The organism is Nonomuraea sp. 10N515B, from assembly GCF_052245915.1.
Classification (GTDB): Bacteria; Actinomycetota; Actinomycetes; order Streptosporangiales; family Streptosporangiaceae; genus Nonomuraea.
The window spans coordinates 184,680-210,458 of sequence record NZ_JBQQBQ010000011.1 but is presented as its reverse complement, the minus strand read 5'-3'; the positions used below and the strand labels follow the sequence as shown (position 1 = coordinate 210,458).

26 protein-coding genes are annotated in these 25,779 nt (G+C 70.9%); 14 read left to right on the top strand and 12 right to left on the bottom strand.

Annotation, left to right across the window (positions count from 1 at the left end; translation table 11 throughout):
• Positions 1–15 precede the first annotated feature (15 nt).
• Positions 16–408, top strand: coding sequence for a sensor histidine kinase (locus tag ACTWQA_RS19110; protein WP_327583391.1), 393 nt, complete (start codon positions 16–18; stop codon positions 406–408).
• Positions 409–533: 125 nt separating this feature from the next.
• Here the strand turns inward: ACTWQA_RS19110 and map are convergent, their stop codons facing one another.
• Positions 534–1,382: a type I methionyl aminopeptidase gene (gene map / locus ACTWQA_RS19105; protein ID WP_443160535.1), complete on the bottom strand. Its 849-nt coding sequence runs from the start codon at positions 1,380–1,382 to the stop codon at positions 534–536.
• A 32-nt stretch (positions 1,383–1,414) separates the two neighbouring features.
• On the opposite strand from map, the gene ACTWQA_RS19100 reads away from it, so the two are divergent.
• On the top strand, positions 1,415–1,591 hold the full coding sequence (locus ACTWQA_RS19100; RefSeq protein ID WP_305919737.1) for a hypothetical protein: 177 nt from the start codon (positions 1,415–1,417) through the stop codon (positions 1,589–1,591).
• Here ACTWQA_RS19100 and ACTWQA_RS19095 read toward each other — a convergent pair.
• Both ACTWQA_RS19095 and ACTWQA_RS19090 read right to left on the bottom strand, forming a co-directional pair.
• Complete coding sequence (locus tag ACTWQA_RS19095) at positions 1,588–2,232, bottom strand: cyclase family protein (protein ID WP_443160534.1); 645 nt, start codon at positions 2,230–2,232, stop codon at positions 1,588–1,590. The genes ACTWQA_RS19100 and ACTWQA_RS19095 overlap by 4 nt on opposite strands.
• The gene (locus ACTWQA_RS19090) at positions 2,229–2,480 is read right to left on the bottom strand and encodes a CBU_0592 family membrane protein (RefSeq protein ID WP_327583389.1); all 252 of its coding nucleotides are present in this window, start codon (positions 2,478–2,480) and stop codon (positions 2,229–2,231) included. The genes ACTWQA_RS19095 and ACTWQA_RS19090 overlap by 4 nt, the downstream gene beginning before the upstream one ends.
• Positions 2,481–2,553: 73 nt before the next feature.
• Between ACTWQA_RS19090 and ACTWQA_RS19085 the strand changes: the two genes are divergently transcribed.
• Positions 2,554–3,510, top strand: a complete 957-nt coding sequence (locus ACTWQA_RS19085) for a LysR family transcriptional regulator (RefSeq protein ID WP_443160533.1) — start codon at positions 2,554–2,556, stop codon at positions 3,508–3,510.
• Positions 3,511–3,709: 199 nt separating this feature from the next.
• Here the strand turns inward: ACTWQA_RS19085 and ACTWQA_RS19080 are convergent, their stop codons facing one another.
• Positions 3,710–4,288: a hypothetical protein gene (locus tag ACTWQA_RS19080; protein WP_305919741.1), complete on the bottom strand. Its 579-nt coding sequence runs from the start codon at positions 4,286–4,288 to the stop codon at positions 3,710–3,712.
• 174 nt (positions 4,289–4,462) lie between these two features.
• Between ACTWQA_RS19080 and ACTWQA_RS19075 the strand changes: the two genes are divergently transcribed.
• Together ACTWQA_RS19075 and npdG are read left to right on the top strand one after the other, a co-directional pair.
• Complete coding sequence (locus tag ACTWQA_RS19075) at positions 4,463–5,605, top strand: lipase family protein (RefSeq protein ID WP_443160532.1); 1,143 nt, start codon at positions 4,463–4,465, stop codon at positions 5,603–5,605.
• 204 nt (positions 5,606–5,809) lie between these two features.
• Entirely contained in the window at positions 5,810–6,463 is a 654-nt protein-coding gene (npdG, locus tag ACTWQA_RS19070) for an NADPH-dependent F420 reductase (protein WP_443160531.1), read from the top strand.
• Between the two features lie 70 nt (positions 6,464–6,533).
• On the opposite strand, the gene ACTWQA_RS19065 is transcribed toward npdG, so the two are convergent.
• Positions 6,534–7,235: an alpha/beta hydrolase gene (locus ACTWQA_RS19065; protein WP_443160530.1), complete on the bottom strand. Its 702-nt coding sequence runs from the start codon at positions 7,233–7,235 to the stop codon at positions 6,534–6,536.
• Positions 7,236–7,248: 13 nt separating this feature from the next.
• Positions 7,249–8,691: an aminotransferase class I/II-fold pyridoxal phosphate-dependent enzyme gene (gene yczR / locus ACTWQA_RS19060; protein ID WP_443160529.1), complete on the bottom strand. Its 1,443-nt coding sequence runs from the start codon at positions 8,689–8,691 to the stop codon at positions 7,249–7,251.
• A 59-nt stretch (positions 8,692–8,750) separates the two neighbouring features.
• Here yczR and ACTWQA_RS19055 point away from each other — a divergent pair, with 59 nt between their 5' ends.
• A complete protein-coding gene (locus tag ACTWQA_RS19055) occupies positions 8,751–9,923 on the top strand; it encodes a trans-sulfuration enzyme family protein (protein ID WP_443160528.1) in 1,173 nt (390 codons plus the stop codon).
• Between the two features lie 27 nt (positions 9,924–9,950).
• On the top strand, positions 9,951–10,907 hold the full coding sequence (locus tag ACTWQA_RS19050; protein ID WP_443160527.1) for a serine/threonine dehydratase: 957 nt from the start codon (positions 9,951–9,953) through the stop codon (positions 10,905–10,907).
• Positions 10,908–11,431: 524 nt separating this feature from the next.
• Here the strand turns inward: ACTWQA_RS19050 and ACTWQA_RS19045 are convergent.
• Both ACTWQA_RS19045 and panB read right to left on the bottom strand, forming a co-directional pair.
• On the bottom strand, positions 11,432–11,995 hold the full coding sequence (locus ACTWQA_RS19045; RefSeq protein ID WP_443160526.1) for a DinB family protein: 564 nt from the start codon (positions 11,993–11,995) through the stop codon (positions 11,432–11,434).
• 567 nt (positions 11,996–12,562) lie between these two features.
• Positions 12,563–13,393 (bottom strand): 3-methyl-2-oxobutanoate hydroxymethyltransferase, encoded by an 831-nt coding sequence (panB, locus tag ACTWQA_RS19040; protein ID WP_305919748.1) that lies wholly within the window; start codon positions 13,391–13,393, stop codon positions 12,563–12,565.
• 136 nt (positions 13,394–13,529) lie between these two features.
• Between panB and ACTWQA_RS19035 the strand changes: the two genes are divergently transcribed.
• The 4 genes from ACTWQA_RS19035 (at position 13,530) to ACTWQA_RS19020 (ending at position 19,512) form a co-directional block, all read left to right on the top strand.
• The gene (locus tag ACTWQA_RS19035; RefSeq protein ID WP_443160525.1) at positions 13,530–14,777 is read left to right on the top strand and encodes an MFS transporter; all 1,248 of its coding nucleotides are present in this window, start codon (positions 13,530–13,532) and stop codon (positions 14,775–14,777) included.
• 177 nt (positions 14,778–14,954) lie between these two features.
• Positions 14,955–16,508, top strand: a complete 1,554-nt coding sequence (locus ACTWQA_RS19030; protein ID WP_443160524.1) for an MFS transporter — start codon at positions 14,955–14,957, stop codon at positions 16,506–16,508.
• Positions 16,509–16,675: 167 nt separating this feature from the next.
• On the top strand, positions 16,676–17,278 hold the full coding sequence (locus tag ACTWQA_RS19025) for a TetR/AcrR family transcriptional regulator (RefSeq protein ID WP_443160523.1): 603 nt from the start codon (positions 16,676–16,678) through the stop codon (positions 17,276–17,278).
• 65 nt (positions 17,279–17,343) lie between these two features.
• Entirely contained in the window at positions 17,344–19,512 is a 2,169-nt protein-coding gene (locus tag ACTWQA_RS19020; RefSeq protein ID WP_443160522.1) for a right-handed parallel beta-helix repeat-containing protein, read from the top strand.
• A gap of 33 nt (positions 19,513–19,545) precedes the next feature.
• Here the strand turns inward: ACTWQA_RS19020 and ACTWQA_RS19015 are convergent, their stop codons facing one another.
• Together ACTWQA_RS19015 and ACTWQA_RS19010 are read right to left on the bottom strand one after the other, a co-directional pair.
• On the bottom strand, positions 19,546–20,322 hold the full coding sequence (locus ACTWQA_RS19015) for an ABC transporter permease (protein WP_443160521.1): 777 nt from the start codon (positions 20,320–20,322) through the stop codon (positions 19,546–19,548).
• Positions 20,323–20,534: 212 nt separating this feature from the next.
• Positions 20,535–21,476, bottom strand: coding sequence for an ATP-binding cassette domain-containing protein (locus ACTWQA_RS19010; RefSeq protein WP_443160520.1), 942 nt, complete (start codon positions 21,474–21,476; stop codon positions 20,535–20,537).
• A 49-nt stretch (positions 21,477–21,525) separates the two neighbouring features.
• Here ACTWQA_RS19010 and ACTWQA_RS19005 point away from each other — a divergent pair, with 49 nt between their 5' ends.
• From ACTWQA_RS19005 to ACTWQA_RS18995, 3 genes are read left to right on the top strand one after another with little or no spacing between them, the layout of a single operon-like run.
• The gene (locus ACTWQA_RS19005; protein WP_443160519.1) at positions 21,526–22,299 is read left to right on the top strand and encodes a TetR/AcrR family transcriptional regulator; all 774 of its coding nucleotides are present in this window, start codon (positions 21,526–21,528) and stop codon (positions 22,297–22,299) included.
• A gap of 34 nt (positions 22,300–22,333) precedes the next feature.
• Entirely contained in the window at positions 22,334–23,329 is a 996-nt protein-coding gene (locus ACTWQA_RS19000; protein WP_443160518.1) for a sigma-70 family RNA polymerase sigma factor, read from the top strand.
• A 59-nt stretch (positions 23,330–23,388) separates the two neighbouring features.
• Entirely contained in the window at positions 23,389–24,222 is an 834-nt protein-coding gene (locus ACTWQA_RS18995) for an SgcJ/EcaC family oxidoreductase (protein ID WP_443160517.1), read from the top strand.
• A 15-nt stretch (positions 24,223–24,237) separates the two neighbouring features.
• Here the strand turns inward: ACTWQA_RS18995 and ACTWQA_RS18990 are convergent, their stop codons facing one another.
• Together ACTWQA_RS18990 and ACTWQA_RS18985 are read right to left on the bottom strand one after the other, a co-directional pair.
• Positions 24,238–25,236 carry a sigma-70 family RNA polymerase sigma factor gene (locus ACTWQA_RS18990; RefSeq protein WP_443160516.1) on the bottom strand — a complete coding sequence of 333 codons (999 nt, stop codon included), beginning with the start codon at positions 25,234–25,236 and terminating at the stop codon, positions 24,238–24,240.
• Positions 25,237–25,380: 144 nt separating this feature from the next.
• Positions 25,381–25,749 carry a MerR family transcriptional regulator gene (locus ACTWQA_RS18985; RefSeq protein WP_443160515.1) on the bottom strand — a complete coding sequence of 123 codons (369 nt, stop codon included), beginning with the start codon at positions 25,747–25,749 and terminating at the stop codon, positions 25,381–25,383.
• Positions 25,750–25,779 lie beyond the last annotated feature (30 nt).

Sequence of the window (25,779 nt, the reverse complement as noted above, 5' to 3'; positions counted from 1 at the left end):
TCGGAAGAGACACGCATGCGCGGGGGGCAAAGCCTGGCCGAGGCGCTCGAGAGCTACCTCGCCGAATGGTCGGGGCGTACTGGGATCGCCGTTGAGACCTGGGCGTTGCCGGCCACCGACGTTCCAGCCCGCGTCTCCAGCAGCGTCATGGCCACCCTGCGTGAGGCCCTGGACAACGTGGAGCAGCACAGCAGGGCCAGGACCGTGTCCATCGCCGTGACGGCCGGCAAGAGCGGGTTGCGCATGACCGTCAGCGACAACGGCCAGGGTTTCCCGGCGACGGGGGCGGGGCGGGGGATCGCGCGGATGCGGGCGGCGCTTGCCGAGGTCGGGGGGAGTTTGTCGGTCAACAGTGTGCACGGCGAAGGCACCACGATCACCGGGGTGGTGCCCACACAACGTCACTGAGCGTGCCGGATGGAGCGTTGCAGTCACGGAGGTCTGTCCCGCGCTGCCGCCGCCGCGGTTCTGCGGCGCCGGCGGCGCCGGCGGCGCGTCGGCAACCGGCCGGACTTGCGGGTGGCGGTGTTGGATTACGGGAGGGTGAGGATTTCGCTGCCCGATTCCGTGACCACGATCGTGTGCTCGAACTGGGCCGTGCGCTTGCGGTCCTTCGTCACCGCGGTCCACTTGTCCGGCCAGATGTCGTACTCGATCGTCCCCAGCGTGAGCATCGGCTCGATCGTGAACGTCATGCCGGGCACCAGCTCCACCCGCAGCGTCGGATCGTCGTAGTGGGGGACCATCAGGCCGGAGTGGAAGCTCGTGCCGATGCCGTGGCCGGTGAAGTCGCGGACGACGCCGTAGCCGAAGCGCTTGGCGTACGCCTCGATGACCCGCCCCACCACGTTGAGCTGGCGGCCGGGGGCGACCGCCTTGATGGCGCGCATCGTCGCCTCGCGGGTGCGCTCGACCAGCAGCCGCGACTCCTCGTCCACCTCGCCCACCAGGAACGTCGCGTCCGTGTCGCCGTGCACGCCGCCGATGTAGGCGGTGATGTCGACGTTGACGATGTCACCGTCGCGCAGCACGGTGTCGTCGGGGATGCCGTGGCAGATCACCTCGTTGATCGAGGTGCACAGGGACTTGGGGTAGCCCTTGTAGCCCAGCGTGCTGGGATAGGCGCCGTGGTCGAGGAGGAACTCGTGGCCGATCCTGTCGAGCTCGTCGGTGGTGACGCCCGGCTGGACGTGCTTGCCCACCTCCTCGAGCGCTTGGGCGGCGATCCTGCCCGCCACCCGCATCCGCTCGATGATCTCGGGGGTCTTCACGTCGGACTCGCCGATCTTGGGGCGCTTCTTGCCGACGTACTCCGGCCGCTCGATGTGGGCGGGGACCTTTCGCAAGGGCGAAACTCGCCCTGGCTGGAGCAGTGTCGTCATGAACTAGGAGTCTACGGGGCAGAATTGACCTCGTGAGCGAAGGCCAGTGGTGGTTCTGTCTCAAGCACATGCGGGTCGAGCCCGAGCAGGGCTGCCCCAACAAGGACCGGATGGGTCCCTACTCCTCCGAGCAGGAGGCGGCCGGGGCACTGCAACGCGCCGCCGAGCGCAACAAGGCATGGGACGAGGCCGACGAGGACGACGATTAGGTGACGATGGCGTAGGCCCGGACGGGGAAGGTCCCCATGCCGGCGATCATCGGTGGCGCGGCATGGAAGCGGAAGCCCTCGCCGGGCAGCTCCGCCAGGCCCGTCAGGTGCTCCACCAGCGGGATCCCCGCCTCCAGCAAGATCGTGTGGGCGGGGCGCTCGCCGTGCGGCGGGGTGTCGTCGATGTTGAGCGAATCGATGCCGACCAGCGCCGCGCCCTGCTCGGCCAGCCACTTGGCCGACTCCGGCGCCAGGTAGGGGTGGCCGTGGGTGTAGGCGTCGGTGCCGAAGTGGCGGTCCCAGCCGGTGTGGATCAGCACGGCCTTGCCGCGTACGTCCAGGCCCTGGTCCAGGACCACCTCCCGCGGTCGCTGGGCGCGCACGACGAGTCCCGGGAGATCGGCGAGCTTGGTCAGCGGCACCTGTGACAGGTCGGGGCCGTCGGCGTAGCGGTGGTAGGGCGTGTCCAGGTAGGTTCCGGTGTTGGCGGCCAAGGTGATCGTGCCGATGTGGAACTCCGTGCCCGGCGCGTACACCTCGCGGGAGTCCTCCCGGCTGAGATGTACGCCCAGCTTGGGGCCGGGGATGCCGGGATAGGTCACCATGCCGTCGACGATGCGATGGCTGAGCTCGACGATCATTTGGCCACTCCTACGCGTGCGAGTTTGATCAGGGCCACCCCGCCGATCGCGGCCCACACCAGGTTGAGCCCGGCCGAGGGCCACGCGGCGCTGTAGGCGCTGTTGACCATGAGACCGACCGAGCCGAACAGGTTGAGCAGCTGGTATGCCACCCCGTCCCCGGAAAGGCGGGACGACGATACCAGGGCGTAGCCGAGCAGGAGCGCGGCGGCGCCCGCCCACCCGACGGCGGCGAGGAGCAAATCCATGAGCGCCATTGTCCGGAAATTTGGCGCTGAAGCACAAATAAAGAAACCTAAAGGTGGTCGTAAGCTGTCCTTCATGGACATTGATCCTCGGCGGCTGCGCGTCCTGCATGAGGTCGCCCGCCGCGGCGGCGTGATGCGGGCCGCCGAGGCGCTCCACCTGACGCCCTCCGCGGTGTCCCAGCAGCTCGCCCAGCTCGAGCGCGAGGTCGGGCTGGCGCTCATCGACCGCTCCCAGCGCAGCGTGTCGCTCACCCCGGCCGGGCGGGTGCTGGCCGGGTACGCGGAACGGGTGGAGGAGGAGCTGCTGGAGGCCAGGCGGGAGCTCACCCGGTTCACCGAACGGCTGGCCGGGCCCGTGCGCATCGCCGCGTTCCCCACGGTGATCACGCACGTGCTGGTGCCGGCCATGCGGGAGCTCGCCGTACGGCATCCCAAGATCACACCGATCATCCACGAGATCTACGGCCAGCCCGCGCTGCAGGAGCTGCGGATGGGCGCGGTGGACGTGCTCATCACCGAGCAGGACATGGGACTGCCCGCGCTGTCGCAGCCGTCGCTGAGCACGCGCCTGCTCTACGTGGACGAGTACCGCATCGTGCTGCCGCCCGACTGGCCGGACCCGCCGCGTGCCTTCGCCGACCTGACGGAGGTGCCGTGGGTGGCCGGGGAGCCGAGCCAGGCGACCGGGCAGGCGCTGGAGCGGCTGGCGGGGCTGCACGGGTTCGAGCCGCGCAAGGTGCACGTCATCACGGAGTTCGGGCCGACGCTGGCGCTGGTGGCGGCTGGGCACGGGGTGGCGATCGTGCCCGCCTTGGCCCTCTTGGACGTGCCCGAAGGCGAGGTGCGGGTGAGCGGGTTGCGGGATGTGGGGGCGCGGCGGCTTGACGCCGTGACCCGGGTCAGCCGTACGAGGTCGGGGGAGCCGGATCCGGTGCAGGCCGTGGTGATCGGCGCGATCGAGGAGGCCACGGCGGCCCTGGCGACGCCTCTCAGCGGCCGTCTGCGCACCCCCGAACCGCTCGACTCGTAGTCGGCGAGCCGCTCGGCTCCTGGACCCGCTCGGCTCCTGTACCCGCTCGGCCGGGACTTTGCCTGGGCCGGGACTGTGTCTGGCTGGGACTGTGTCTGGCCGGATTGTGCTCGGCCGGGCTGTGTGGCCGGGCTGTGCCTGGCGGGTGCGGTCGGGGGACGGGGATGGTCGGAGCTTGGCCGCGTAGCGGGGCTGCGGATCAGTCGGCCAGTTGGGGGCCGCTGACCTTCTCCAGGAGGCGGGCCAGGCGGGCGCGCAGGCCGAGCCGCTGCTCCACCTCCCCGGCCGCCGCGCTCACCAGATGCTGCGCGCCGTCGAACGTCACCAGCCCGTCCCGCGGCACCGCGATCCTGTCGTGCGCCAGACCGGCCAGCTCCGTGTCGCCGCCCTCGATCGCCAGGATGGTCGCGCCCGTGTGGCGGGCGTCGTTCACCCGCTCGAGCAGCGGCACCGGCGCCTGCTGCTCCGACAGCACGAACAACGTCTCGCCCCGCGCCGCCTGCTCCAGCCGGTCGAGGCCGACGCGCAGGTGGGCGGGCGCGTCGAGGGGTGGCGCCCAGCGCACCAGGGTGGGCGTCAGCTGCGGCAGACCGGAGAACCGGGCCTCATCGCCGAGGTGCGCGGTCAGGTGCCATGGCTCGTCGTCAGGGGTGCCCACCAGCAGCAGGCCGCCAGGGGAGCGGGTGGCGCGCAGGGCGTGGCCGAGCTCGCGGGCGCGTTCGAGCCAGCCGGTCTGGGCCAGGAGTTCGCGCAGAAGGGCTACCGATCCTGAGTCCATGGGTTCCATGGTGCCTGACGAGTCCGTTCGGGGGAGCTGTTTCGCGAGTGATGTATTGACACAAGCTGTGTTTCTCCGTCATTTCGGGCCTTGACATGGAGTTACCCTCGGGTAACGATCGGCTCGCGGCGCCGCCGTCCCAAGTCGAGTGATTCTCAGGGAGAGGGGCGGCACATGAACTTACGTGTCCGCGTCAGCGTGTCCGTGATCCTGTTATCGATCATGTCCCTCACCACGGCCCCCGCGCGCGCCGCGACGGCGGGAGACGTGGTCTCCGCACAGCCCACCACCGTCTACCTCCTACCGGGGAAGCTACTGGAGGTGCCGGTCAACGCCTGGCGCATCCTCTACCACTCCACCTCCGCCATCGGCGCGCTCAACGCGGTGTCCGGCACACTGCTCGTGCCCAAGAGCGGTTACCCGCTGGGCGCGCGCCCGATCATCGGGTACGCCACCGGCACCCACGGCCTCGGCGACCAGTGCGCCCCGTCCGTCAGCATGAGCGAGGGCAGGGAGGCCGAGCTGGCGCTGGTCAGCCTGTTCCTGCTCAAAGGGTTCGCCGTGGTCGTGACCGACTACGAAGGCCTCGGGACGCCGGGGCAGCACACCTACATGGCGGGGATCTCGCAGGGCCACGCCGTGCTCGACGCGGTCAGGGCCGCCATGCGGGTGCCGGCGGCCGGGCTGTCGACCCGGGCGCCGGTCGCCGTCATGGGCTACTCCCAGGGCGGCGCGTCGGCCGGGTGGGCCGCCCAGCTGCAGCCCGCCTACGCGCCCGACCTCAGACTCAGGGGCGTGGCCGCGGGCGGCGTGCCCGCCGACCTGCGCGCCGTGGCGAGCCACCTGGACGGCGATGAGAACTTCGGGCTGGCCGCGGCCGCCGGGGTCGGGCTCGACGCCGCCTACCCCGAGCTCGACCTCGAGGCCGATCTCAACGACCGGGGACGGGCGCTGCTCGCCGATGCCGCCGACGACTGCGTGGGGGACCTCGACCGGCTCGCCGGGCTCCGCTTCTCCGACCTGAGCCCGATCGACCTGCTCAACCAGCCCAAGTGGCTGGCGCGGCTGGCCGAGAACCGGCTCGGGGCGGTCACGCCGCGGGTGCCGATGTTCCTGTACCACGCCAGGGGTGACGAGATCATTCCGCTCGCGGTGGGATCCACTCTGCGCTCGGAGTACTGCCGCGCGGGGGTGAACGTACGGTGGGCGGCGCTGCCCGCGCCCGACCATGTCACGGGGGCCGTTGAGGGTGGGCCGCTCGCCATCGAGTGGCTGACGCTGCGGATACTCGGGCTGCCGGCGTTCGGCAACTGTTAGCGGCCTGCGATCGCACAGCCGGGCCCTGGCCCTGTCCCGGGCCCGGCTGTTGCTTGCCGGTGTTGCCGGTGTTGAGTGGCCGATCATCCTGCTGGCGACGGGCCGGCGCCGCACCGCGCAGGCCGGGCGCTGGAAGGCGGCGGGCGGTGGCGGAGGGTGTGGGCGGCGGTGGGGTGGGAGCGGGGTGCTGGCATGATGCGGCTTATGACTGACGTGAACGGGCTTTCCATCGGCATCCTCGGCGGCACCGGCGACCAGGGGAAGGGGCTGGCGCGGCGGTTCGCACTGGCGGGCCATCAGGTGCTGATCGGCTCGCGCAGCGCGCCACGCGCCCAGGACGCGGCCGACTCCATCGGGTCGGGCGTCACGGGTGATGAGAACGCCGCCGTGGCCGCCCAGGCCGACATCGTGATCGTTGCGGTGCCGTACGAGGGCCACAAGGCGTTGCTGGAGTCCCTGCGCGCCGAGCTGGCAGGGAAGATCGTGGTGGACTGCGTGAACCCGCTCGGGTTCGACAAGCAGGGCGCGTATGCGCTGCCCGTCGAGGAGGGCAGCGCCGCCCAGCAGGCCGCGGCGGTGCTCCCGGACAGCCGGGTGGTGGCGGCCTTCCACCACGTGTCGGCCGTCGTGCTGATGGATCCGGCGGTGGACAAGGTGGACCTGGACGTCCTGGTGCTGGGCGACGACCGGGAGGCGACCGACACGGTGCAGGCGCTGGCGGACGTCATTCCGGGCGTGCGCGGCGTCTATGGCGGCCGGCTGCGCAACGCCCACCAGATCGAGGCGCTCACCGCCAACATCATCTCCGTGAACCGCCGCTACAAGGCGCACGCGGGGCTGCGCATCACCGACATCTAAAGATCACAGCCAGCGGATGGCGTTGATCTTGTTGCGGATCGTCGTGCCTGCCTGGCCGGTCAGCCCGAATTCACGACGTGCGCGACAGCTTCAGCAGCGCGTCCGTGACGCCTTCGGGGTCGACGATCTGGTGCAGGTGGTTGCCGGGGACGCGGGTCACGGGCCAGCCCCGCCGGTGCGCCTCCTCGGCGACCTTGTCGTACGGAGGCCCGAACCACAGGCACGAGCACCTGACCTCGTCCCACCCGGCGGGCACGGGGATGGACTGTGTGTAGTAGTCGAGCGGCAGCCGCGGCTGCTCTCCCGCGACCCGCACGCGTACGGCGGGATCGGGCAGCATGGCCACCACGTCCTCCTCGTCCCACCAGTCGGTCCAGCGCGGCAGCACCCCGTCGGGCCCGGCCAGATCGTGCAGGAACGGCAGGAAACCGTCGTCCGCGACCTTGATCAGCCCGTCGCGGGGCGGGATGTGCGCGTCGGCGAACACGCACGCCACCACGCGATCGCCCAGCCCTTCCTTGATCAGCGGCAGGAAGAACCCCGCGTTGCTGTGCCCCACCAGCACCACAGGCGTGTCGGGCGTGGCGTCCCTGACCGCCGCCACCACCCGCGGCCAGTAAGGCGGCCCGCCGACGGAGATGCCGGTCACTTCGGGCACCACGGCGGCGTGTCCGCGGCGCTGCAGCAACTCGGCCACGGGAGCCCAGGTCGACGGTCCGACGGAGGGGCTGTGCACGAGGACGAAGGTCTTCTCGATAAGAGTCGTCTCCACACGTCCCACACTTTCAGACGATGAGGGTGTGGCGGGAGGCCGTGCGCCCCGCTCCGTCGAAGACCGCCCAGGCCGCCGCCAGGTTGTTCACCGCTCGCGAAAGCTCGTCGGCCGGGAACAGGAAGTGCAGCCGCATGTGGTCGGCGTGCCCGCCCAGGGGGTCGAACGATCTGCCCGGCGGCACCGCCACCCCGTGCCGCAGCGCCACCTGGGAGAAGGCGTCGACGTCCCCGCGCGGGATCCGTACCCAGATCGTCTGGCCGCCGTGGGCGGGCTCGAACGACCACGACGGCAGGCTCCCGCGCAACTCGGCGCACAGGTGGTCGTGGCGCTCGCGGAGCCCGCGCACGCGGGCCGCGCGCACCTCCTCCAGGCGGCGTAGCAGCGCCGCGGCGGCGAGCTGGCTGAAGACCTCGCCCCCGAGGTCGTGCACGGCCCGCAGCCGGGCCAACCGGGAGATGAGCGGCGCCGCCGCGCGGATCCAGCCCACGCGCAGCCCGCCCCAGACGAGCTTGCTCAGCGAGCCGATCGTGATGACGTGCTCGCCCTGTCCGGCCCTGGGCCCGAACGCGGCCAGCGGGGGCGGCGTCTCGCCGGAGAAGCACAGCTCGGCGCAGACCTCGTCATCGATCAGCGGCACGTCGTGCTCGCCGGTCAGAGCCACCAGCCGCCTGCGGTCGTGGTTGGCCATGACGGCGCCGTCCGGGTTGCGCGCGGTGGGGACGAAGTAGGTGAACGCGGGACGTTCGCGCAGGGCGTCGCGCAGCTGCTCCGGCGTCACGGGCTTGACCACCGCGGCGGCGTGCCTGAACACCTCCAGCGAGCCCGGGTACGTCGGCGACTCGGTCAGCACGGTGTCGCCCGGCGCCGCCAGCAGCGCGGTGAGCAGCGTGAGCGCCTGCTGGGCGCCCGTCGTCGTGATGATCTCCTCCGGCGTCGTCGGCACGCCGCGGGCGCAGTAGTAGTCCGCCAGCGCGGCGCGCAGTTCGGCGTTGCCCGCCGGCTGGTAGCCCAGGTCGCGCACGCCGGCCAGCCGCGCCCCCGCCTCCTCGTACGCCTCGAACAACGCCTGCGGCGGATCATGGGGAGCGGCGCACGTCAGCAGGATCACCCCGTCCGGCGGATGCAGGATGTGCTGCAGCAGCGGATTGGCGACCACGCCGTCGGCCGCCCTCGTCGCGGGCAGGTCGAGCGGGGCCACCCGGGTGCCGCTGCCCTGGCGGCGCACCACGCGGCCTTCCTGCTGCAGCAGGTCGTACGCCGCCACCACGGTGCCCCGGCCCACCGCGAGCCGCTTGGCCAGCACCCGGTCGGGCGGCAGCGCGTCACCCGGTGGGAGCACGCCGTCGTCGATCAGCGCCCGCAGCCGGACCGCCAGCAGCAGGTAGAGCGGTCCGCGTCCCGACGCCCACCGCCCCAGCAGATCGACGAGGTCATCCAGATTGGCCCCATTCATGAACCAATTCTGCCCGATTGGCTCTGACGGTGAATCCCCGCACCGGAAATCATGGCCACATGACCGATTTCCGCCCCGAGACCAGGGCCGTCCACGTCCCTCAGCCGCCCGTCGAGGGCAGCCGCCCGATCACCATGCCGATCTACCAGACCTCGGGGTTCGTCTTCGACGACCCTGCCGTGATGGCCGACGCGATGGGGCGTCCCGACGGGGCATTCGTGTACGGGCGCTACACCAACCCGACCGTGCGCTCGCTGGAGCTGGCCGTCGCCGGGCTCGAGGGCGGCGCGGCCGCCATCGCCGCGGGCTCCGGCATGGGCGCGATCAACACCGTCCTGCTCGGCCTGCTCCAGCCCGGCGACCACCTGATCGCCCAGCGGTCGCTGTACGGAGGGACGGCCGCGATGCTCAACGAGCTGGTGGGCAGGTTCGGGATCACGGTCACGTACGTGCCCGAGAACGATCCCGCCGCGCTGCGTGCGGCCGTGCGGCCCGAGACCAGGCTCGTCTACCTGGAGACGATCAGCAACCCGATGACGCTGGTGGCCGATCTGCCCGGGATGTGCGGGGTGGCGCGCGAACTGGGGATCCCGTCCGTGGTGGACAACACGTTCGCCACGGCCATGTTGTGCCGGCCCTTCGAGCATAGGGCGGACATCGTCATCCACTCGACCACCAAATATCTGTCCGGGCACACCGACGTGGTGGGCGGCCTCGCGGTCTTCGCCGACACCGCGCTCTACGAGCGGATCTGGCACTTCGCGATCGAGCTGGGCGCCTCGGCCGACCCGTTCGCGGCCTGGCTGACGCTGCGCGGGCTGCAGACGCTCGCGCTGCGCATGGAACGCCACTGCTCCAACGCCGAGTTCCTGGCCACCCGGCTGGCCGAGCACCCCGCCGTCCAGGCGGTGCACTGGCCGGGGCTGGCGTCGCATCCGTCGTACGAGTTGGCCGGCAAGCTGCTGCCCGGCTTCGGCGGGGTGTTCTCGTTCGACCTGGTCGGCGGGCGGGCCGCGGGGGAGAAGTTCATGAGCTCGGTACGCCTCGCGCTGCTCGCCCCCTCACTCGGCGGCGTCGAGACGCTCATCCTGCACCCGGCCACCACCTCGCACCGCGCGCTGAGCCCGGACGAGCTGGCCAGGAGCGGGATCGGCGAGGGCACGGTGCGGATCGCGGTGGGCATCGAACATCCTGAGGACCTCTGGGCCGACGTCTCCCAGGCACTGTCGTAGCGTTCCTCCGTCTTAGGGTGTGATTCCATGACTGCCGTCGCGTATGAGGATGTGCTGGCCGCCGCCGGGCGGATCTCCGGGCTCGTGCTGCGCACGCCCGTGCTCGAGGTCTCGCCAGGGCTGTTCCTCAAGCTGGAGCTGCTGCAATATTCCGGATCGTTCAAGGTGCGCGGGGCCTTCAACCGGATGTTGTCGGCGGGTGCCCTGCCGGACAGCGGGGTGATCGCGGCCAGCGGGGGGAACCATGGGCTGGCGGTGGCGTACGCCGCGAAGGCGCTGGGGGTGCGGGCCGAGATCTTCGTGCCCGAGGTGACCAGCCCGGTGAAGGTGGCCGGGCTGGCGGCGCTGGGGGCGGATATCACACAGACCGGGGCCATCTACTCGGACGCCGCGGAGGCTGCGGCCAAGAGGGCCGCCGAGACCGGTGCGCTGAGCGTGCACGCCTACGATCAGCCGGAGGTGGTGGCCGGGCAGGGGACCACCGGGCTGGAGATCATGGAGCAGACCGGGGGCGTGGACACCGTGGTGGTGGCCGTCGGAGGCGGCGGCTTCGCCGGGGGGATCACTGTGGGGACGTCCGCGCGTTCGGCCGGCGCGGCGGGGGCGGCGGGCGCGGCGGGTCCGCGGATCGTCGCGGTCGAGCCCGAGCGCATCCCAACCCTCCGCGAGGCGCTCCGGGCCGCCCGGCCGGTGCCGGTCGAGGTCGGCGGGGTGGCGGCCGACGCCCTGGGTGCGAGCCAGATCGGCGGCCTGGCCTTCGAGATCCTCTCGGGGCCGCGGGTGGAGAGCGTGCTGGTGAGCGACGAGGCGATCGTGGCGGCCCGCCGGACGTTGTGGGAGCGGCACCGGCTGGTGGCCGAGCACGCGGGCGCGGCGGCGTACGCGGCGCTGCTGTCGGGCGCGTACACGCCGAGGGCGGGGGAGCGGGTGGCCGTGGTCGTCTGCGGCTCCAACACCGACCCCGCCACCCTCGGCAACTCCTGACCACGCGTGCTCCTGCCCCGCGGGGCAGGATCCGCCCCCGCCCGCGCGCCCGCCGGCCGCTGATTTCGTCGGTGAGTTCAGGTGCCGATCGTCGGTCTCTTTTGGCTCCACTTGCTGATCAACTCGCCATGATCTGAAGGCGAGTTTTGGCACCGCTCTGCGGAGTTGTCGATCTTCCGGTGGCTATCTGGGGTGCGGTGGGGCCGTGAGGCATGTTGGGCACGTCGGGTGTGTTGGCTCGGTACTACCTCGCCGCCATCGTTGTCGCCATCTGGCAACTCACCATCACCTGACGCACTGCGCCTCCCGCTCCACGGCATGTAGCCGGGGAACGGGGGCGCTTTCATGTTTGCCCGGTGTGCCGGCGGAGGGTTACGCGCGCATCTATCAGTGGTGAAGCTTCGCCACCTTCGAACATGCAGGTAGAAGGGCGGTTAAAGATCGTGAAGCCTCGCGGCGGCAGCAGCCACGGAGCGTCACGGAGTCCAGTAAGTTTCGAAGCTCGATCGCCGGTTACCGAAAAGTCATATTCGGCGCGGTACGGCTCCGTCCTGCCAGCGGTAGAGGTCGCGCAGCAGAGAAATCTCGGCACCGTGATGGATCAGCTCCCTGTTGACGTGCAGGACGATGCCCTCCATGGGAAACTGCTCGGGCCCCACCGTGGGCGGATTGTCCAGGTCAGCGTCCGAGAGCTCGCGGACCCCCGCGTTCCATCTCCCGTACATCTCATCGAGCTGTTTTAGCGCCTCGTCAGCGGTCCCCGCGTAGGCGAATGTCTGGGAGTCGACGTCCTGGCCGCCGAAGTGCCATCCGACCCGATAGCCCAGGCACGAGACGATGATGTGCGCCAGCCGCCAGGCAATCGTGGTCACCGGCGCCGGCACCGGGTCAGGGGACGCGAAGTCCATCGTCCACTCCCCCGAACCTGCCGACATCGGTGCGGCCGACGTGCCATGTGGGCGGATGCTCCAGCAGCCGCGCACCGGCTCCCAGAAGTACTCCTCATCGGTAAGACCGTCCAGCCGCGGCCGCAGGTTCTTGCGCCAGTGCCGGTCCAGCTGCTCCGCGAGCCGCTCGCTTCTTGTCATCTCCGCACCCTACAGACGACGGAGACCTGGCTGCGAACCTCGCGGACGCCGTCGACGGCCGTGGGCCGCGAGCCGCGTATCCCAAGGGCTCAGCGTTTGATCTCCTCCAGTCACCGTCCGCCGGTGCACGCCGTACTTACGGGCCAGCGCCCGCGCCGACATGCCTTCCAGCCGGGCGTCACGACGGATCGCCGCGAACAGTTCGGCCTTGCCCTTGTTGGCCATCGGTGCCCCCTCGCCATGCGGAGCACCCCGATCGTCTCACCAGCCGGACAAGCGTGGTACCAAAACGCACCGACACCGTTTTCCGGCCCAGAGGGGTGGAGCCTCACCTGACTGACAACTAGTACCAGTCCTCACCTACATAGCCAGGCCGCCCCCACCTGCGCGCCTGTCGGCCGGTCACGGCTGTACGCCCTCGGGGCGGCCGGCCAGCGTGCTATGGCCCGCCGCCCGCTCGCGTCCGCCATTGGCGTGATGGCGCCTCAGAACGTGCCGTGCGGGTGGGCCGGCCGCCCGAGCATCGGTTCGTGCGGCCGGGTCCCAGGTCGCTGATGCGGGGACGGGTCAGGTGTAGGTGTGCTCCGGGGCGGGGAAGGCGCCGGAGGCGACCTCGTCGGCGAAGGCCCGGACGGCGCGATCCATGTCGGCGGCCAGGTCCGCATACCGCTTGACGAACTTGGCCGGGCGCGGCGTCAACCCCATCAGGTCCTGCCACACCAGGACCTGCGCGTCCGTCGCCGCCCCCGCCCCGATGCCGATCGTCGGGATCGCGAGCGACGTCGTCACCCGCTCCGCCAGGTCGGCCGGCACGCATTCCAGCACCACCGAGAACGCCCCGGCCCGCTCCAGATCCTTGGCGTCCGCCATGAGCTCGTCGCCCGACTGCCCCCGCCCCTGCACGCGGTAGCCGCCCAGGACGTTGACCGACTGCGGGGTCAGCCCGAGATGCGCCATGACCGGCACGCCCGCCGCGACCAGCGCCTCCACCTGCGGCAGGATCCGGCGGCCGCCCTCCAGCTTGACCGCGTGGGCGCCCGCCTCCTTCATGAAGCGTGCCGCCGACTCCAGCGCCTGCTGGGGGGAGGACTGGTAAGACCCGAACGGCAGATCCGCGACCACGAGCGCGCGGGACGACCCGCGCACGACGGCCGCCGTCAGAGGCAGCAGGTCATCGACCGTGACGGGGAGCGTGGAGTCGTAGCCGTAGACGACCATGGCCGCCGAGTCGCCCACCAGCAGAACCGGGATGCCCGCCGCATCGAACACCCGCGCCGTCATCGCGTCGTAGGCGGTGACCATGGGCCACCGCTCTCCGCGCTCCTTGGCGGCGGCGAGATCGCGGACGGTGACACGGCGCCCGGAGACGCCGCCGTACAGCGTGGTTGAAGAGGACATGCGTAAACCCTCCGGAAAACGTCTCGAGGCGCCCCAGTGGCGTCCCCGGACTCCTTCTGATGATGGCACGGGCGGAAAACCTGTGGCGAAACTGTCGGTGCCTGTTGCCACAATCAACGTGGAGGTAATCAACGACATGGCTCTCGACCCTTACCGACGCCTGCTCAGGATCCGGGGCGTCCCCACGTTGCTGATGGTGGGGCTGCTGGCCCGGGTTCCTGCCACGGCCACGGGCATGGCACTGACCCTGCACGTGGCCGTGGTGCTCGAGCTCGGCTACGCCAAGGCGGGGCTGGTCACCCTGGCGAGCACGATCGGCATGGCGGTCGGCTCGCCGTTGTCGGGAAGGCTCGTCGACAAGCACGGCCTGCGTCCCGTGCTCGCCGTCACCACGGTGGCGCAGGCGGCGTTCTGGGCGGGCGCGTGGGCGCTGCCGTTCCCCGTCCTGCTCGTCGCGGCGGCTCTGGCGGGGCTGCTGGCGCTGCCGGTGTTCAGCGTGATCAGGCAGTGCCTGGCGGCCATGGTGCCCGTTCCGCAGCGGCGCACCGGCTTCGCGCTCGACTCGATCCTGGTTGAGATGTCCTACATGACGGGGCCGGCGCTGGCGGTGGCCGGCATCACGACGCTGGGCAGCGGCGTGACCATGGCGGTCGTCGGGGCCGGCATGACCGCCGCCGGGCTGGGGCTGATCGTGCTCAACCCGCCCACCCGGTCGGCCGACGAGAAGGAAAGCCGGGAAGAGCAGTCGGGCGTCAGGCTGCCCAGGAGCCAGTGGTTCACGCCGGCGTTCGGGGCGCTACTCGGCACAGTGGCGGCGGCCACGTTCGTGCTCACTGCGAGCGAGCTCGCCCTGGTCGCGACCATGACCCAGGCTCACCAGACCGCGTGGGTCGGCCTCGCCGTGGGCATCTGGTGCCTCTACTCGCTGATCGGCGGTCTGGTCTACGGCGGCCTGTCGCGCGGCTTCACGCCCCTGACGCTCATCGGGGGCATGGGCTTGCTGACCATTCCGGTGGGCTTGGCAGGCGGCGACTGGCGCTGGCTGGTCGTCGCCCTCCTGCCGGCCGGGTTGCTCTGCGCGCCATCGCTGTCGTCCACCGTCGACGCCGTCAGCGGATGGGTGCCCGCCCGTGCCAGAGGTGAGGCGATGGGCCTCCACGGCACCGCTCTGCTGATCGGCGGCGCCGCTTCGGCTCCGATCGCCGGGGCCGTCATCGACGGCGTCGGCCCGGCTTGGGCGTTCACGGTGGCGGGGCTGGTGGGGGTGGCCATGGTGCTGGTCGCCTTGCCGTTCTGGCGGCGCCGTCCGCAGGGAGCTTCCTCCATGCCGGCCGAGGACGTCGCACAGGGGACACCGGCTCCGGTTCCTTCCACGCTGAGCTGACGCACGCTCGTCGCGGCACCGGTTGCAGGGGCGTCGGTGCCGCACAGGCTGCGGGCGGAACGGAGGCACGCCCGGAGTTCACATGGAGTTTACGAAACGGGACCGTTGCGTATCGGAATAGCTTGCGATACGGTGTCGTTGCGAAACTCAGACGTATCGAAATTAAGGATGCCTCCCATGGATGCAAACGCAGGACATCCACGCCGATGGGCGATCCTCGGCGTGCTGGTCTTCAGCTTGCTGGCGGTCGTGCTCGACAACACGATCCTCAACGTGGCGATGAAGACGATCGCCGACCCGGTTGAAGGGCTGGGGGCGACGCAGAGCGAGCTGGAATGGGCGATCAACTCCTACACGCTGGTGTTCGCCGGGTTGTTGTTCACGTTCGGTGTGATCGGTGACCGGACAGGCCGCAAGCGGATGTTGTTCATCGGTATGGCGCTGTTCGGCCTGGCCTCGCTGGCCAGCGCCTACGCCCAGGATCCGATGCAGTTGATCCTGGCCAGGGCGGCGATGGGCATCGGTGGTGCGGCGATCATGCCGGCGACCCTGGCCATCATCTCCAATGTCTTCCCGCCCAGCGAGCGCGGCAGGGCGATCGGCATCTGGGCCAGCGGTGTGGGGCTCGCGGTGGCGATCGGCCCGATCACCGGCGGCCTGCTGATCGAGAACTTCTGGTGGGGCTCGGTCTTCCTGATCAACGTGCCGATCGTGATCATCGGATTGTTCCTCATCGCCGGCATCGTGCCCGAGTCGAAGGACCCGAAGCCGTCCAGACTGGACCCGGTGGGCGTGGTGCTGTCGATCATCGGCCTCGTGGCCCTCGTGTTCGGCATCATCCGCGGCGGCTACCTGGGCACCGTGGCGAGCGCCGAGGTGATCGTGCCCACGCTGATCGGCGTGGCGGTGCTGGGCGCGTTCGTGTGGTGGGAGCGGCGCATCGACCACCCGGTCTTCGACGTGCGCAACTTCTCCAACGTCAAGTTCAGCTCGGCCATCGGCATGATGGGCATCGTGTTCTTCGCGATGATGGGCGGGATGTTCTTCCTGACCTTCTACCTGCAGGCCGTGATGGGCTTCACCCCGCTGCAGGCAGGCGCGCTGATGATCCCCTTCGCCGCCGCGCAGCTCATCTTCGCGCCGCTCAGCCAGCGGGTGAACGAGCGGTTCGGGGCCAAGCTGTCGGCCACGGTCAGCATGAGCGTGGTGACCGTGGCGCTGGCCAGCTACGCGCTCATGGACCAGCACACGCCGATCCTGCTCATCGAGGTCATCTTCTTCGTCCAGGGCGCCGCGATGGCCAACATCATGCCGCCCGCCACCACCGCCATCATGGAGGCGCTCCCCAGGGAGAAGGCCGGGGTCGGCTCGGCCATGAGCAACACCGTCCGCCAGGTCGCCGGCGCACTCGGCGTGGCCGTGCTCGGCTCGGTGCTGTCGTCCAGCTACCGCGGCGAGATGGCGCCCGCGCTGGCCGCGCTGCCCGCCGACGTGCGGCACTCCGCCGGTGAGTCCATCATGGCCACGCTGGGCGTCGCCGAGGGGCTCGGCGGGCGGGGCGAGGCGCTGATCCAGCCCGCGTTCACCGCCTTCGTGAACGGCATGCACGTCACGGCCCTGGTGTCGGCCGCGATCGCACTGTTCGGCGTCGTGGTCGTGGCCAGGTGGATGCCGGGCAAGCCGCGCCCCGTGGAGCAGGTGGAGGGGTTGAAGGAACCCGCCACCGTTTGACGTCCTCCCCCGCCTGATCCGGGCGCGGGATTCAGCCCATCTCACGCCAAGAGGAGGACAGATGAACCGGTGGCAAGATCGGGAGGCCGACGTGCCGCGCCGTTCCCCGTGCCCTCCCTTGACCGGGGGAGGGCGAAGGCACGGTGGAGATGTACGGTGAGACCGCGATGACGATCCAGGAAACAGGGGCCGCCCGTCCGGCCGGGCGCCCGCGAAGCGAGAAGGCCGAGAAGGCCATCATTGACGCCACCCTCGATTTGATCAGCGAGGGCATGGGCATCTCCGAGCTGTCCATCGAGGCGATCGCGTCGAGGGCGGGCGTCGGCAAGACGACGATCTATCGGCGCTGGTCCAACAAGGAGGACCTGGTCGTCGACGCGCTCTCCACGCTCAAGGCGCCGGTGCCGCCCCTCGCCGGCACGTCGGTGCGGGACGATCTGATCAGCCTGCTCGACGCGATGCGGCAGGAGCACGGCAACAAGCGCGGCCGGTGCGTGATGAACATCGCGATGAGCGAGGCCGATCGTTACCCGCAGTTGCTGGAGCGCTTCGTCAAGCGCGCCGTCGAGCCCCGCAGGCAGGCGTTGCGCGGCGTGATCGAACGCGGCGTCGCCTCCGGCGAGCTCCGGGCCGACGTCGACGTCGACTTGGGCATGGCCATCCTCTCGGGCGCCATGCTGTGGCACACCAAGTGGGGTCCTGCCGGGGACCTTCCTGTCGATCTTGCCGAACGCATCGTTGATGCGGCCCTGGCGGGCATGGCTCCCTAAGCGGAGCGGCCGGACGACTGCTCTGGGCCTGGGCAGGACGTGAGCATCGTTCTAGTCTCGCGGTCATGGGCCCCATGCGGAGGATCGCGGCGGTCGTCGCGCTCGCGTCAGGTCTGCTGTTACCCGCCGGTGTCGCCTTCGCGCATGAGGAGCGGGAGGTGAGCTTCCCCGACGGCACGGGTACGGTCCCGCGGCTCCGGACGGGGGAGCCAGATGTGCTCGTCTGCAAACCCGACCAGGCCGACTTCGAGCGGAGAATCGCGAAATTTCCGGCGCAGCTCCAGGAGCGCAACCGCGACCTTTTCGCGAAATGTCAGGAGAACGGGGCGAGACACCTCCAGGAGGCCGTTGACCAGGTCGACCGCCCCGGAATGACCATCGCCATCCTCCCCGGCCTCTACCGCGAGGAACCCAGCCACGCCGCCCCGACCGGCGACTGCGCCAGGCTCCCCGCCCGCTGGGCGCACCACGGGGGATACCAGATCCTCAGCTTCGACCAGCAGCGCCAATGCCCGCACAACCAGAACCTCGTCGCCATCCTCGGCGAGAAGGATCTGCAGATCGAGGGCACCGGCGCGGGCCCGCTGGATGTCGTCATCGACGCCGAATACCGCAAGCTCAACGCCATCCGCGCCGACCGCGCCGGCGGCGTCTACTTCAAGAACTTCACCGCGCAGCGCACCACGTTCAACTCCCTCTACGTGCTCGAAACCGACGGTTTCGTCATCGACCAGGTCCTCACCCGCTGGAACGACGAGTACGGCTTCCTCACCTTCGCCAGCGACCACGGCCTCTACACCGACTGCGAGTCGTACGGCAACGGCGACGGCGGCCTGTATCCGGGCAGCGCCTCTGACATCAACGACGGCCGCGGCCACGACGTGCCCCGCTACGCCATCGAGATCCGCCGCTGCAAGAGCCACGACAACGCGCTCGGCTACTCCGGCACCGCCGGCGACTCGGTGTGGGCGCACGACAACGAGTTCTACGGCAACATGGTCGGCGCCACGATGGACAGCCTCTGGCCGTCCCACCCCGGCCTGCCGCAGAACCACGCCAGGTTCGAGAACAACAAGATCTACGACAACAACCGCGACTACTACCGGTACCTTCGGAACGGCACCTGCGCCAAGCCCCCGGCCCAGCGGGGTTACGAGCAGGGCGTCGTCTGTCCTCAGGTCGGGGTCCCGTCGGGCACGGGCGTCCTGGTCGCGGGCGGCAACTACAACGTCTTCACCGGCAACCGGATCTGGGGGCACCAGCGGGCGGCGTTCCAGCTGTTCGGCGTGCCCGCCTTCATCAGGGGCGAGACCGACCTGGCCAAGCAGGCCGACACCTCGGACTTCAACCGGTACGAACGCAACGTCTTCGGCGTCACGCCGGCGGGGGAGCGGCGGCCGAACGGGCTGGACGTGTGGTGGGACGGGCAGGGCGCCGGCAACTGCTGGCAGGGCGACACGGGCACGTCCACGCCCGCCGTGCTGCCGGTGTGCGCCGACCGGGCGCCCGAGCTGTCGGGCGGGACGCGCCGGATCCTGGCCGAGCCGGTCAAGCTGATCAAGCTGTACATGTGCGCCGACTTCAGCGCCTCGGAGGTCCGCCTGCCCGCCGGGTGCGACTGGTTCGGCGCGTCCGGACTGGGCACGGTCGAGGCTCTCCTGGCACTGGCAGGTTCGGTGGTGCTGGGCCTGCTGGTGGGGCTCTTCTGGTGGCGCTCCCGCCGCGCCGCCCGCCTCTCCGGCGGCACGTTCCGGATCACGTTCGGCGCCTCGTTCGACGTCACGGCCGGTGCGGGCCGGCGGCCGGAGGCGGCCGCACGGATCGGCGGGGAGGAGGACGACCCGTCAGGGAACCGCCGTAGGCACCGGCTGATCGTGGCGGGCACCCTCGCCGGGACGGCTGGGCTGGTGCTCGACGTCGTGGCGGCGGCAGTGGGGAGTCCACGGCAGGCCGGGGTGGCGTTGCTGCTCATGGCAGCGTGGTGGTTGTGCCTGGGGGCGGCGCTGCGGGCCCGGCGGCCGGTGTTCGGCTGGTTCACGGTTCTGGTGGGCGTGCTGGCTGTGGCGGACGCCTTCGATCGGCTGGTGCACTTGATCCCGTTCGTCCCGCTGGGGCCCGGATGGGTACGCGGGCTGCTCACCGGCCTCTGGGTGGTGTGCGCGGTCCTGGTGCTCGTGCTCCGGGACAGCCGCAGCGCGGACAAGAGCACCGCCGAGGCCGAGGTGCCGGCGTGAACCGCCCGGCGGTGCGATGAACGCCGAGGCGGGCTAGGCCGAGGTCCGGCGGCGGAACAGCACCGCCGCGATCGGCACGCTCACCGCCACCACGCCCGCGAGCCAGAGCGCCGCCACCACGCCGGGCGACCCCACGGGCTCGCCTTGGAGCAGCGCCCGCAATGTCACCACGATCGGCGTGATGGGCTGGTTGGAGGCGAAGTCCCGCAGCAGGCTCGGCATGGTCTCGGCCGGCACGACCCCGTCCGACAGGTACGGCAGGAACAACACGACGAAGCTGAACGCCCCGGCCGCCTGAGTCGACCTCACCAGCAGCCCCCACAGCACCGCCAGCGACGACATCGCCAGCACGTACGCCGCCACCAGCCCCAGCACCAGCGCCCACCCGGCGAGTGTGGCGTCCGGGCGGAAACCGAGGATGACGGCCGCGACCAGGGCGAAAGCGCAGGCCGCCACGTTGCGGACCACGGAGGCGACCACGTGCCCCGCGGGGACCACCCAGCCGCCGATCGGCAGGGTGCGGAAGCGGTCGATCATGCCTCCGGTCATGTCGTCGGCGACGTTCACGGCCGTCAGCGCGGCCCCGTACCCGCCGGACATGAGCAGCACGGCGGGCACCGCGAAGTCGATGTAGGCCAGCCCGCTGGAGCCGGTGGTGATCGCGCCGCCGAAGACGTACACGAACACCACCATGATGATGACGGGCAGCACGATGTTCACGATGAGGCCGTCGAGGACGCGCACCTCGCGCCGCAGGCCGCGGACGGCGAGGCGGCGCAGGTCGCCCGCGGCGCTCAGCACCCCGCTCATGGGGCCTCCTCCGTCGGCCCCATGAGCGGATACCCCGGCTGTGTTGATTGGTCGCTCGCTGCGCTCGCTCATGGGGCCTCCTCCGTCGGCCCCATGAGCGGATACCCCGGCTGTGTTGATTGGTCGCTCGCTGCGCTCGCTCATGGGGCCTCCTCCGTCGGCCCCATGAGCGGATACCCCGGTTGTGTTGATTGGTCGCTCGCTGCGCTCGCTCATGCCGCGGCCGCCGTGAGCTCGAAGAAGACGTCGTCGAGCGTGGGCGTGCGCAGCTCCACGTGCTCGACACCGACGCCGGCCCGGTGCAGCGCGTCGAGCGTGTGGCGCAGGTGGTCGGTGCCGTGGACGGCCACCGTGAGACTCCCGGCCTCCGCGTCAGCGGACGCCCCGAGCAGCGCCCGGGCGCGCGGGCCGTCCTCAGCCCGGGACAGGCGCAGGATCAGGCGTTCGGCACCGACCTGCCGCTTCAGCGCGGCGGGCGAGTCGTCCGCCACCACCCGCCCTGCATTGATCACCACGACCCGGTCGGCGAGTTGGTCGGCCTCCTCCAGGTACTGCGTGGTGAGGAGGATCGTGGTCCCGGACGCCAGCAGCTCGCGGATCACCGACCACAACTCGGCCCGGCTGCGCGGGTCGAGCCCGGTGGTGGGCTCGTCGAGGAAGAGGATCCGCGGCGCCGACACCATGCTCGCCGCGAGGTCCAGCCGCCGCCGCATCCCGCCGGAGTACGTCGCCACCTGCCGGTTCGCGGCCTCCGCCAGGTCGAACCGCTCCAGCAGCTCCCGGGCCCGCCGCCGCGCCCGTCGCCCGCCCAGGTGGTGGAGACCGGCGAACAACTCCAGGTTCTCCCGGCCGGTTAACAGGTCGTCCACCGTGGCCTGCTGGGAGGTCAGCCCGATCACCCGGCGCACCGCCACGCCGTCACGCGTCACGTCGCGCCCGCCCACCGTGGCGGTGCCGCCGTCGGGCGCGAGCAGCGTGGTCAGGATGCGCACGGTGGTCGTCTTGCCCGACCCATTCGGGCCGAGCAGGGCCAGCAGCGAGCCCGTGGGCACGGTCAGGTCGATCCCGGCTAACACCTGGGTCGCGCCGAAGGACTTCGTCAGGCCCCGCGCGCGGATGGCATCTGTGAATGGCGTACTGTGTATGTCGTTCATAGTTCTAAGGTAATGCACAATCCTAGGAGCGGGTCAAGGAGGAGTTCGCATGGCGCAGGAGCGGCCGCTGCCGTCCGTGGTGGAACGCATGTGGGGACGCGAGCCGGTGACGCGCCGGGGACCGCGGCCGCGGCTGAACCTGGCGACCATCACCGCCGCCGCCATCGAGATCGCCGACGCCGAAGGGCTGGCCGGGGTCTCCATGGCCAGTGTGGCCTCGCGGGTGGGAGTGGCGGCTACGGCGCTCTACCGGTACGTCGAGAGCAAGGATGATCTGCTCACGGCCATGGCCGACGCCGCCGCGCCACTGCCGCCCGAGCCCGGGGGCATGACCTGGCGCGCATACCTGGCTGTGTGGACCCGGGCGCAGCGCGACATCCTGCTCGACCATCCGTGGTTGTTGTCGGCCGCCGCGCCCGTGCCGCCGATGGGCCCGCAGCGGCTGCTGTGGCTGGACCGCGCTCTGGCGGCACTCGACGGCACGGGGCTCGACGACGGTGAGAAGATCAACGTGGCGAGCGCCCTGACCGGATACGCGCTCACCGACGCCGCCCTCCGCCACGCGGTCGGCGACCCGCGGATGGAGGAATCCGGGATCAAGGGCGCCGCCGACTACGGCGAGGTGCTGGCCGAGGTGCTCGACCCCGAGACCTACCCGGCCCTGTCGGCGGCGATGCGCTCGGGCGCCATGCGCGGCGCGGAGGGCTGGGTGGACGACGGCGACTTCGTATTCGGGCTCGACCTGCTGCTCGACGGTGTCGAGGCGCTGATCCGGCGGCGAGCGTCACCGACGCCTCCCGCTGCCCGCGATCCTCTCAGGTAGCTTGGCCACGGAGGAGGCGGAAGGGGACGAAGCGATGGCCACGACGCCCGCGGCGGAGTTGCTGGCCGCGGCGCGGGCGGGCGACCGTGACGCGTTCAGCCGCCTGGTCGGCCCGCTGCGGGAGGAGCTGCGCGCGCACTGCTACCGCATGCTGGGCTCCGTCCACGACGCCGAGGACGCCGTGCAGGACACGCTGGACCGGGCCTGGCGAAGCATGGCGCGGTTCCAGGACCGCGGGACATTCAGGGCGTGGCTCTACAAGATCGCGACCAACCGGGCGCTGACGTTGATCGAGCGGCGGGGACGGCGCGAGCTGCCCACCGACCTGAGCCCCGAGGCCGCGCCGGTCGCCGAGGTGGCGTGGCTGGAGCCGTACCCGGACCGGCTGATGGGCTGGACGGCCGAGCTGGGCCCCGAGGCCCGCGCGGTGGCGAAGGAGAGCGTGGAGCTGGCGTTCGTCGCGGCGCTGCAGCACCTGTCGGCCCGGCAGCGGGCCGCCCTGCTGCTGCGGGACGTGCTCGGGTACGCCGCCGTCGAGGCCGCCGACCAGCTGGACACCACGGTCGCGGCGGTCAACAGCGCCCTGCAGCGGGCCCGTAAGGTCCTCGCCGAGCTGCTGCCGGAGGCGAGCCAGCGGCAGACGCTCGACGTGCTGGGCGAGCCCGGGCAGCGGGAGCTGGCCCGCCGGTACGCCGCCGCCTGGGAGGCCGGCGACATCGACGCCATCGTGGCCATGCTGACCGAGGACGCGAAGTACTCGATGCCGCCGCTGACCGCCTGGTACCAGGGCCACGACGGCATCCGCGGCTTCCTGGCCGAGGGGCCGCTGACCTGCCGCTGGCGTTTCCTGCCCGCGCGGGCGAACGGGCAGCTCGCGTTCGGTACGTACATGTGGGACGAGCGGCGGGCCGCGTACGTCCCGGCGGGTGTGGACCTGATCGTCGTGCGCGGCACCCGGATCGCCGAGGTCGTCTCGTTCCTGGAGGCCGAGTTCGCGGACTTCGACCTTCCGCCCGAATTGCCGCGATGATTTCGCGCCCCGGCCCAGGTTGTACTCCTGACGGACCCACCGACCGAAAGGACTGCACCATGACCGGCGACGAAGAGCGGATCCGCGAGCTGATCGAGCGCTGGGCCGAGGCGGTGCACGCCGGCGACCTCGATCGCGTTCTCGCCGATCACGCCGACGACATCGTGATGTACGACGTGCCGCCGCCCTACGAAGGCGTGCACGGCATCGAGGCGTACAAGGAGACGTGGCCGGGCTTCTTCCAGTGGCAGGCGCAGGGCGCGTCGTTCGAGATCGAGACCCTGGACGTCACCGCCGGCTCCGACGTCGCCTTCGCCCACGCCCTGCTGCGCTGCGGCACCCCCGGTGAGCTGGCGGCGAACCCCGGATACCGGCTGCGGCTGACGCTCGGCCTGCGCAAGGAGGACGGCCGCTGGGTCGTCGCCCACGAGCACCACTCGTTCCCCCTCGGGGATGAGGGCGCGGCCGAGGAGGAGGTGCGGCAGGTCCACGAACGCTGGTACGCCGAGACCGCCGCCAAGGACCTGGACGGCATGATGACCGCCATCGCTGACGACGTCGTCTCGTACGAGCACGAGACGCCCCTGGAGTACGTCGGCGTCGACGAGGTGCGCAAGGTCTGCGCCCGTGGCCTCGACGTCCCCGGCGATGTGAGCTTCGACGTGCCCGACCTGAAGATCCTGGTACGCGAGGACCTCGCGGTGGCGTGGGGACTCAACCGCGTCCGCGTCGCAGGCGAGGACGGTCAGGTGTCCGAGACCTGGTCGCGGGGCACGCGGGTGTTCGAGCGGCGGGACGGCGCCTGGATGATGACCCACCAGCACCTGTCGTTCCCGCTCGACCAGGCCACCGGCGCGGCCAGGACCGACCTGCGCCCGTCGCCGCCGCGGTAGCGACGCGCGCGGCCGTCAGGGGAGCGACACGGGCAGCCCGAACCGCGGGAAGTGCTCGCGGCCGATGAACGAGGTGATCTCGCTGATCTGGTCGCCGCGAAGCGTCAGCACGTTGATCGACCAGGCCAGGTGTGCGCCGGCCGCGTCGTCCCAGAGGTAGGAGGCGGCGGCCGGCTGGCCGTTCGCGTGCGCCGGGAGGTGCCGCCAGGAGCCGCACGAGGTCAGCGGCACCCGTACCGCGAAGTCGGTGACGGCCGCCAGGCCGCGGTACCAGTGCGGCATGGGCGGCATCGACCAGGTCACGTCCTCGGTGAGCAGCGCGACCAGAGCGCCGGCGTCGCCGCGTTCCAGCGCGGCGGCGTACCCGGCGACGATCTCCCGCGTGTGGGCGTCCCCGAGAGTCCGCAGCGTCTGCTGCTGGGAAGGGGAAGGCACCCGTTCGGCGACGATCCTGCGGGCCCGCGCCAACGCGCTGTTGACGGATGTGGTCGTGGTCCGCATCATGGCGGCGATCTCGGCGACGGAGAATCCCAGCACCTCGAACAGCAGCAGCGCCGCTCGCTGGTTGCCCGGCAGGTGCTGCAGGGCCGCGACGAACGCCAGCTCGACGGCCTCCCGCTCCTCATACCGCGCGGCCGGGCCAGTGTCCGGGTACGGTCCCAGCCAGGCCACGTCCGTCCGCGGCGCGTTGTCGGCCACGGTGCGGTCGGCGGCCGGGCCGAGATCCACCGGTAGGGCCCGCCTGCCGCGCGTCTCGACGAGATCCAGGCACGTACGGGTCGCCACCGTGTACAGCCACGAACGCAGCGAACTGCGACCCTCGAAGCGCGCCAACCCGCGCCAGGCCCGCACCAGGGCCTCCTGCAGGGCGTCGTCGGCGTCGTGGGCGGAGCCGAGCATGCGATAGCAGTGCGCGTGCAGTTCACGGCGCAGCGGCGAGATGAGGCGGTCGAAGGCGGCATCGTCCCCTTCGCGTGCCCGGCCCAGGTCACGATCCTGCGTTGTCGAATCCACGGTTGGCTGGCGAGTTTCGCTCACGAGCCCCGATTGTGCCCCAAGAGGGCTGTTGGGGGGAGCGCTCGGTGCCGCTCAGAGGATCGGGGGGCGCTTCGGCTGGGCCTGGTGCCGGTCGAGACCCGGGTGGTGGCTGGGGCCGCTTCAAACGTGCTGCTCCTGGACGGAGGCCAGCATGGTGTCCAGGTGCCGCTGGGACGTCTGGAGACGCTCGATTGTCGCGGTGATGCGCCGCCGCTCCTGTCGCAAATGGATGATCATCCCGGGGCAGGCCACCGGCACCATCCGCCCGCCCTCGTCGTCATGGACGCAGTCCAGCAGCCGGCCGATGACCGCGGTGGGCAGCCCGGCGGCCAGCAGGGTCCGGATGTGGCGGACGGCGGCGACGTCCGACTCGTGGTACTCGCGATAGCCGTTGGGCAGCCGGACAGGCCGCAAGAGTCCCTGCTCCTCGTAGTACCGCAGCAACCGCCTGCTCACCCCGGTCTCATGGGCCAGGTCGCCGATCCGCATATGTTCCTCGCTCCGAGCTTGACCTTCACA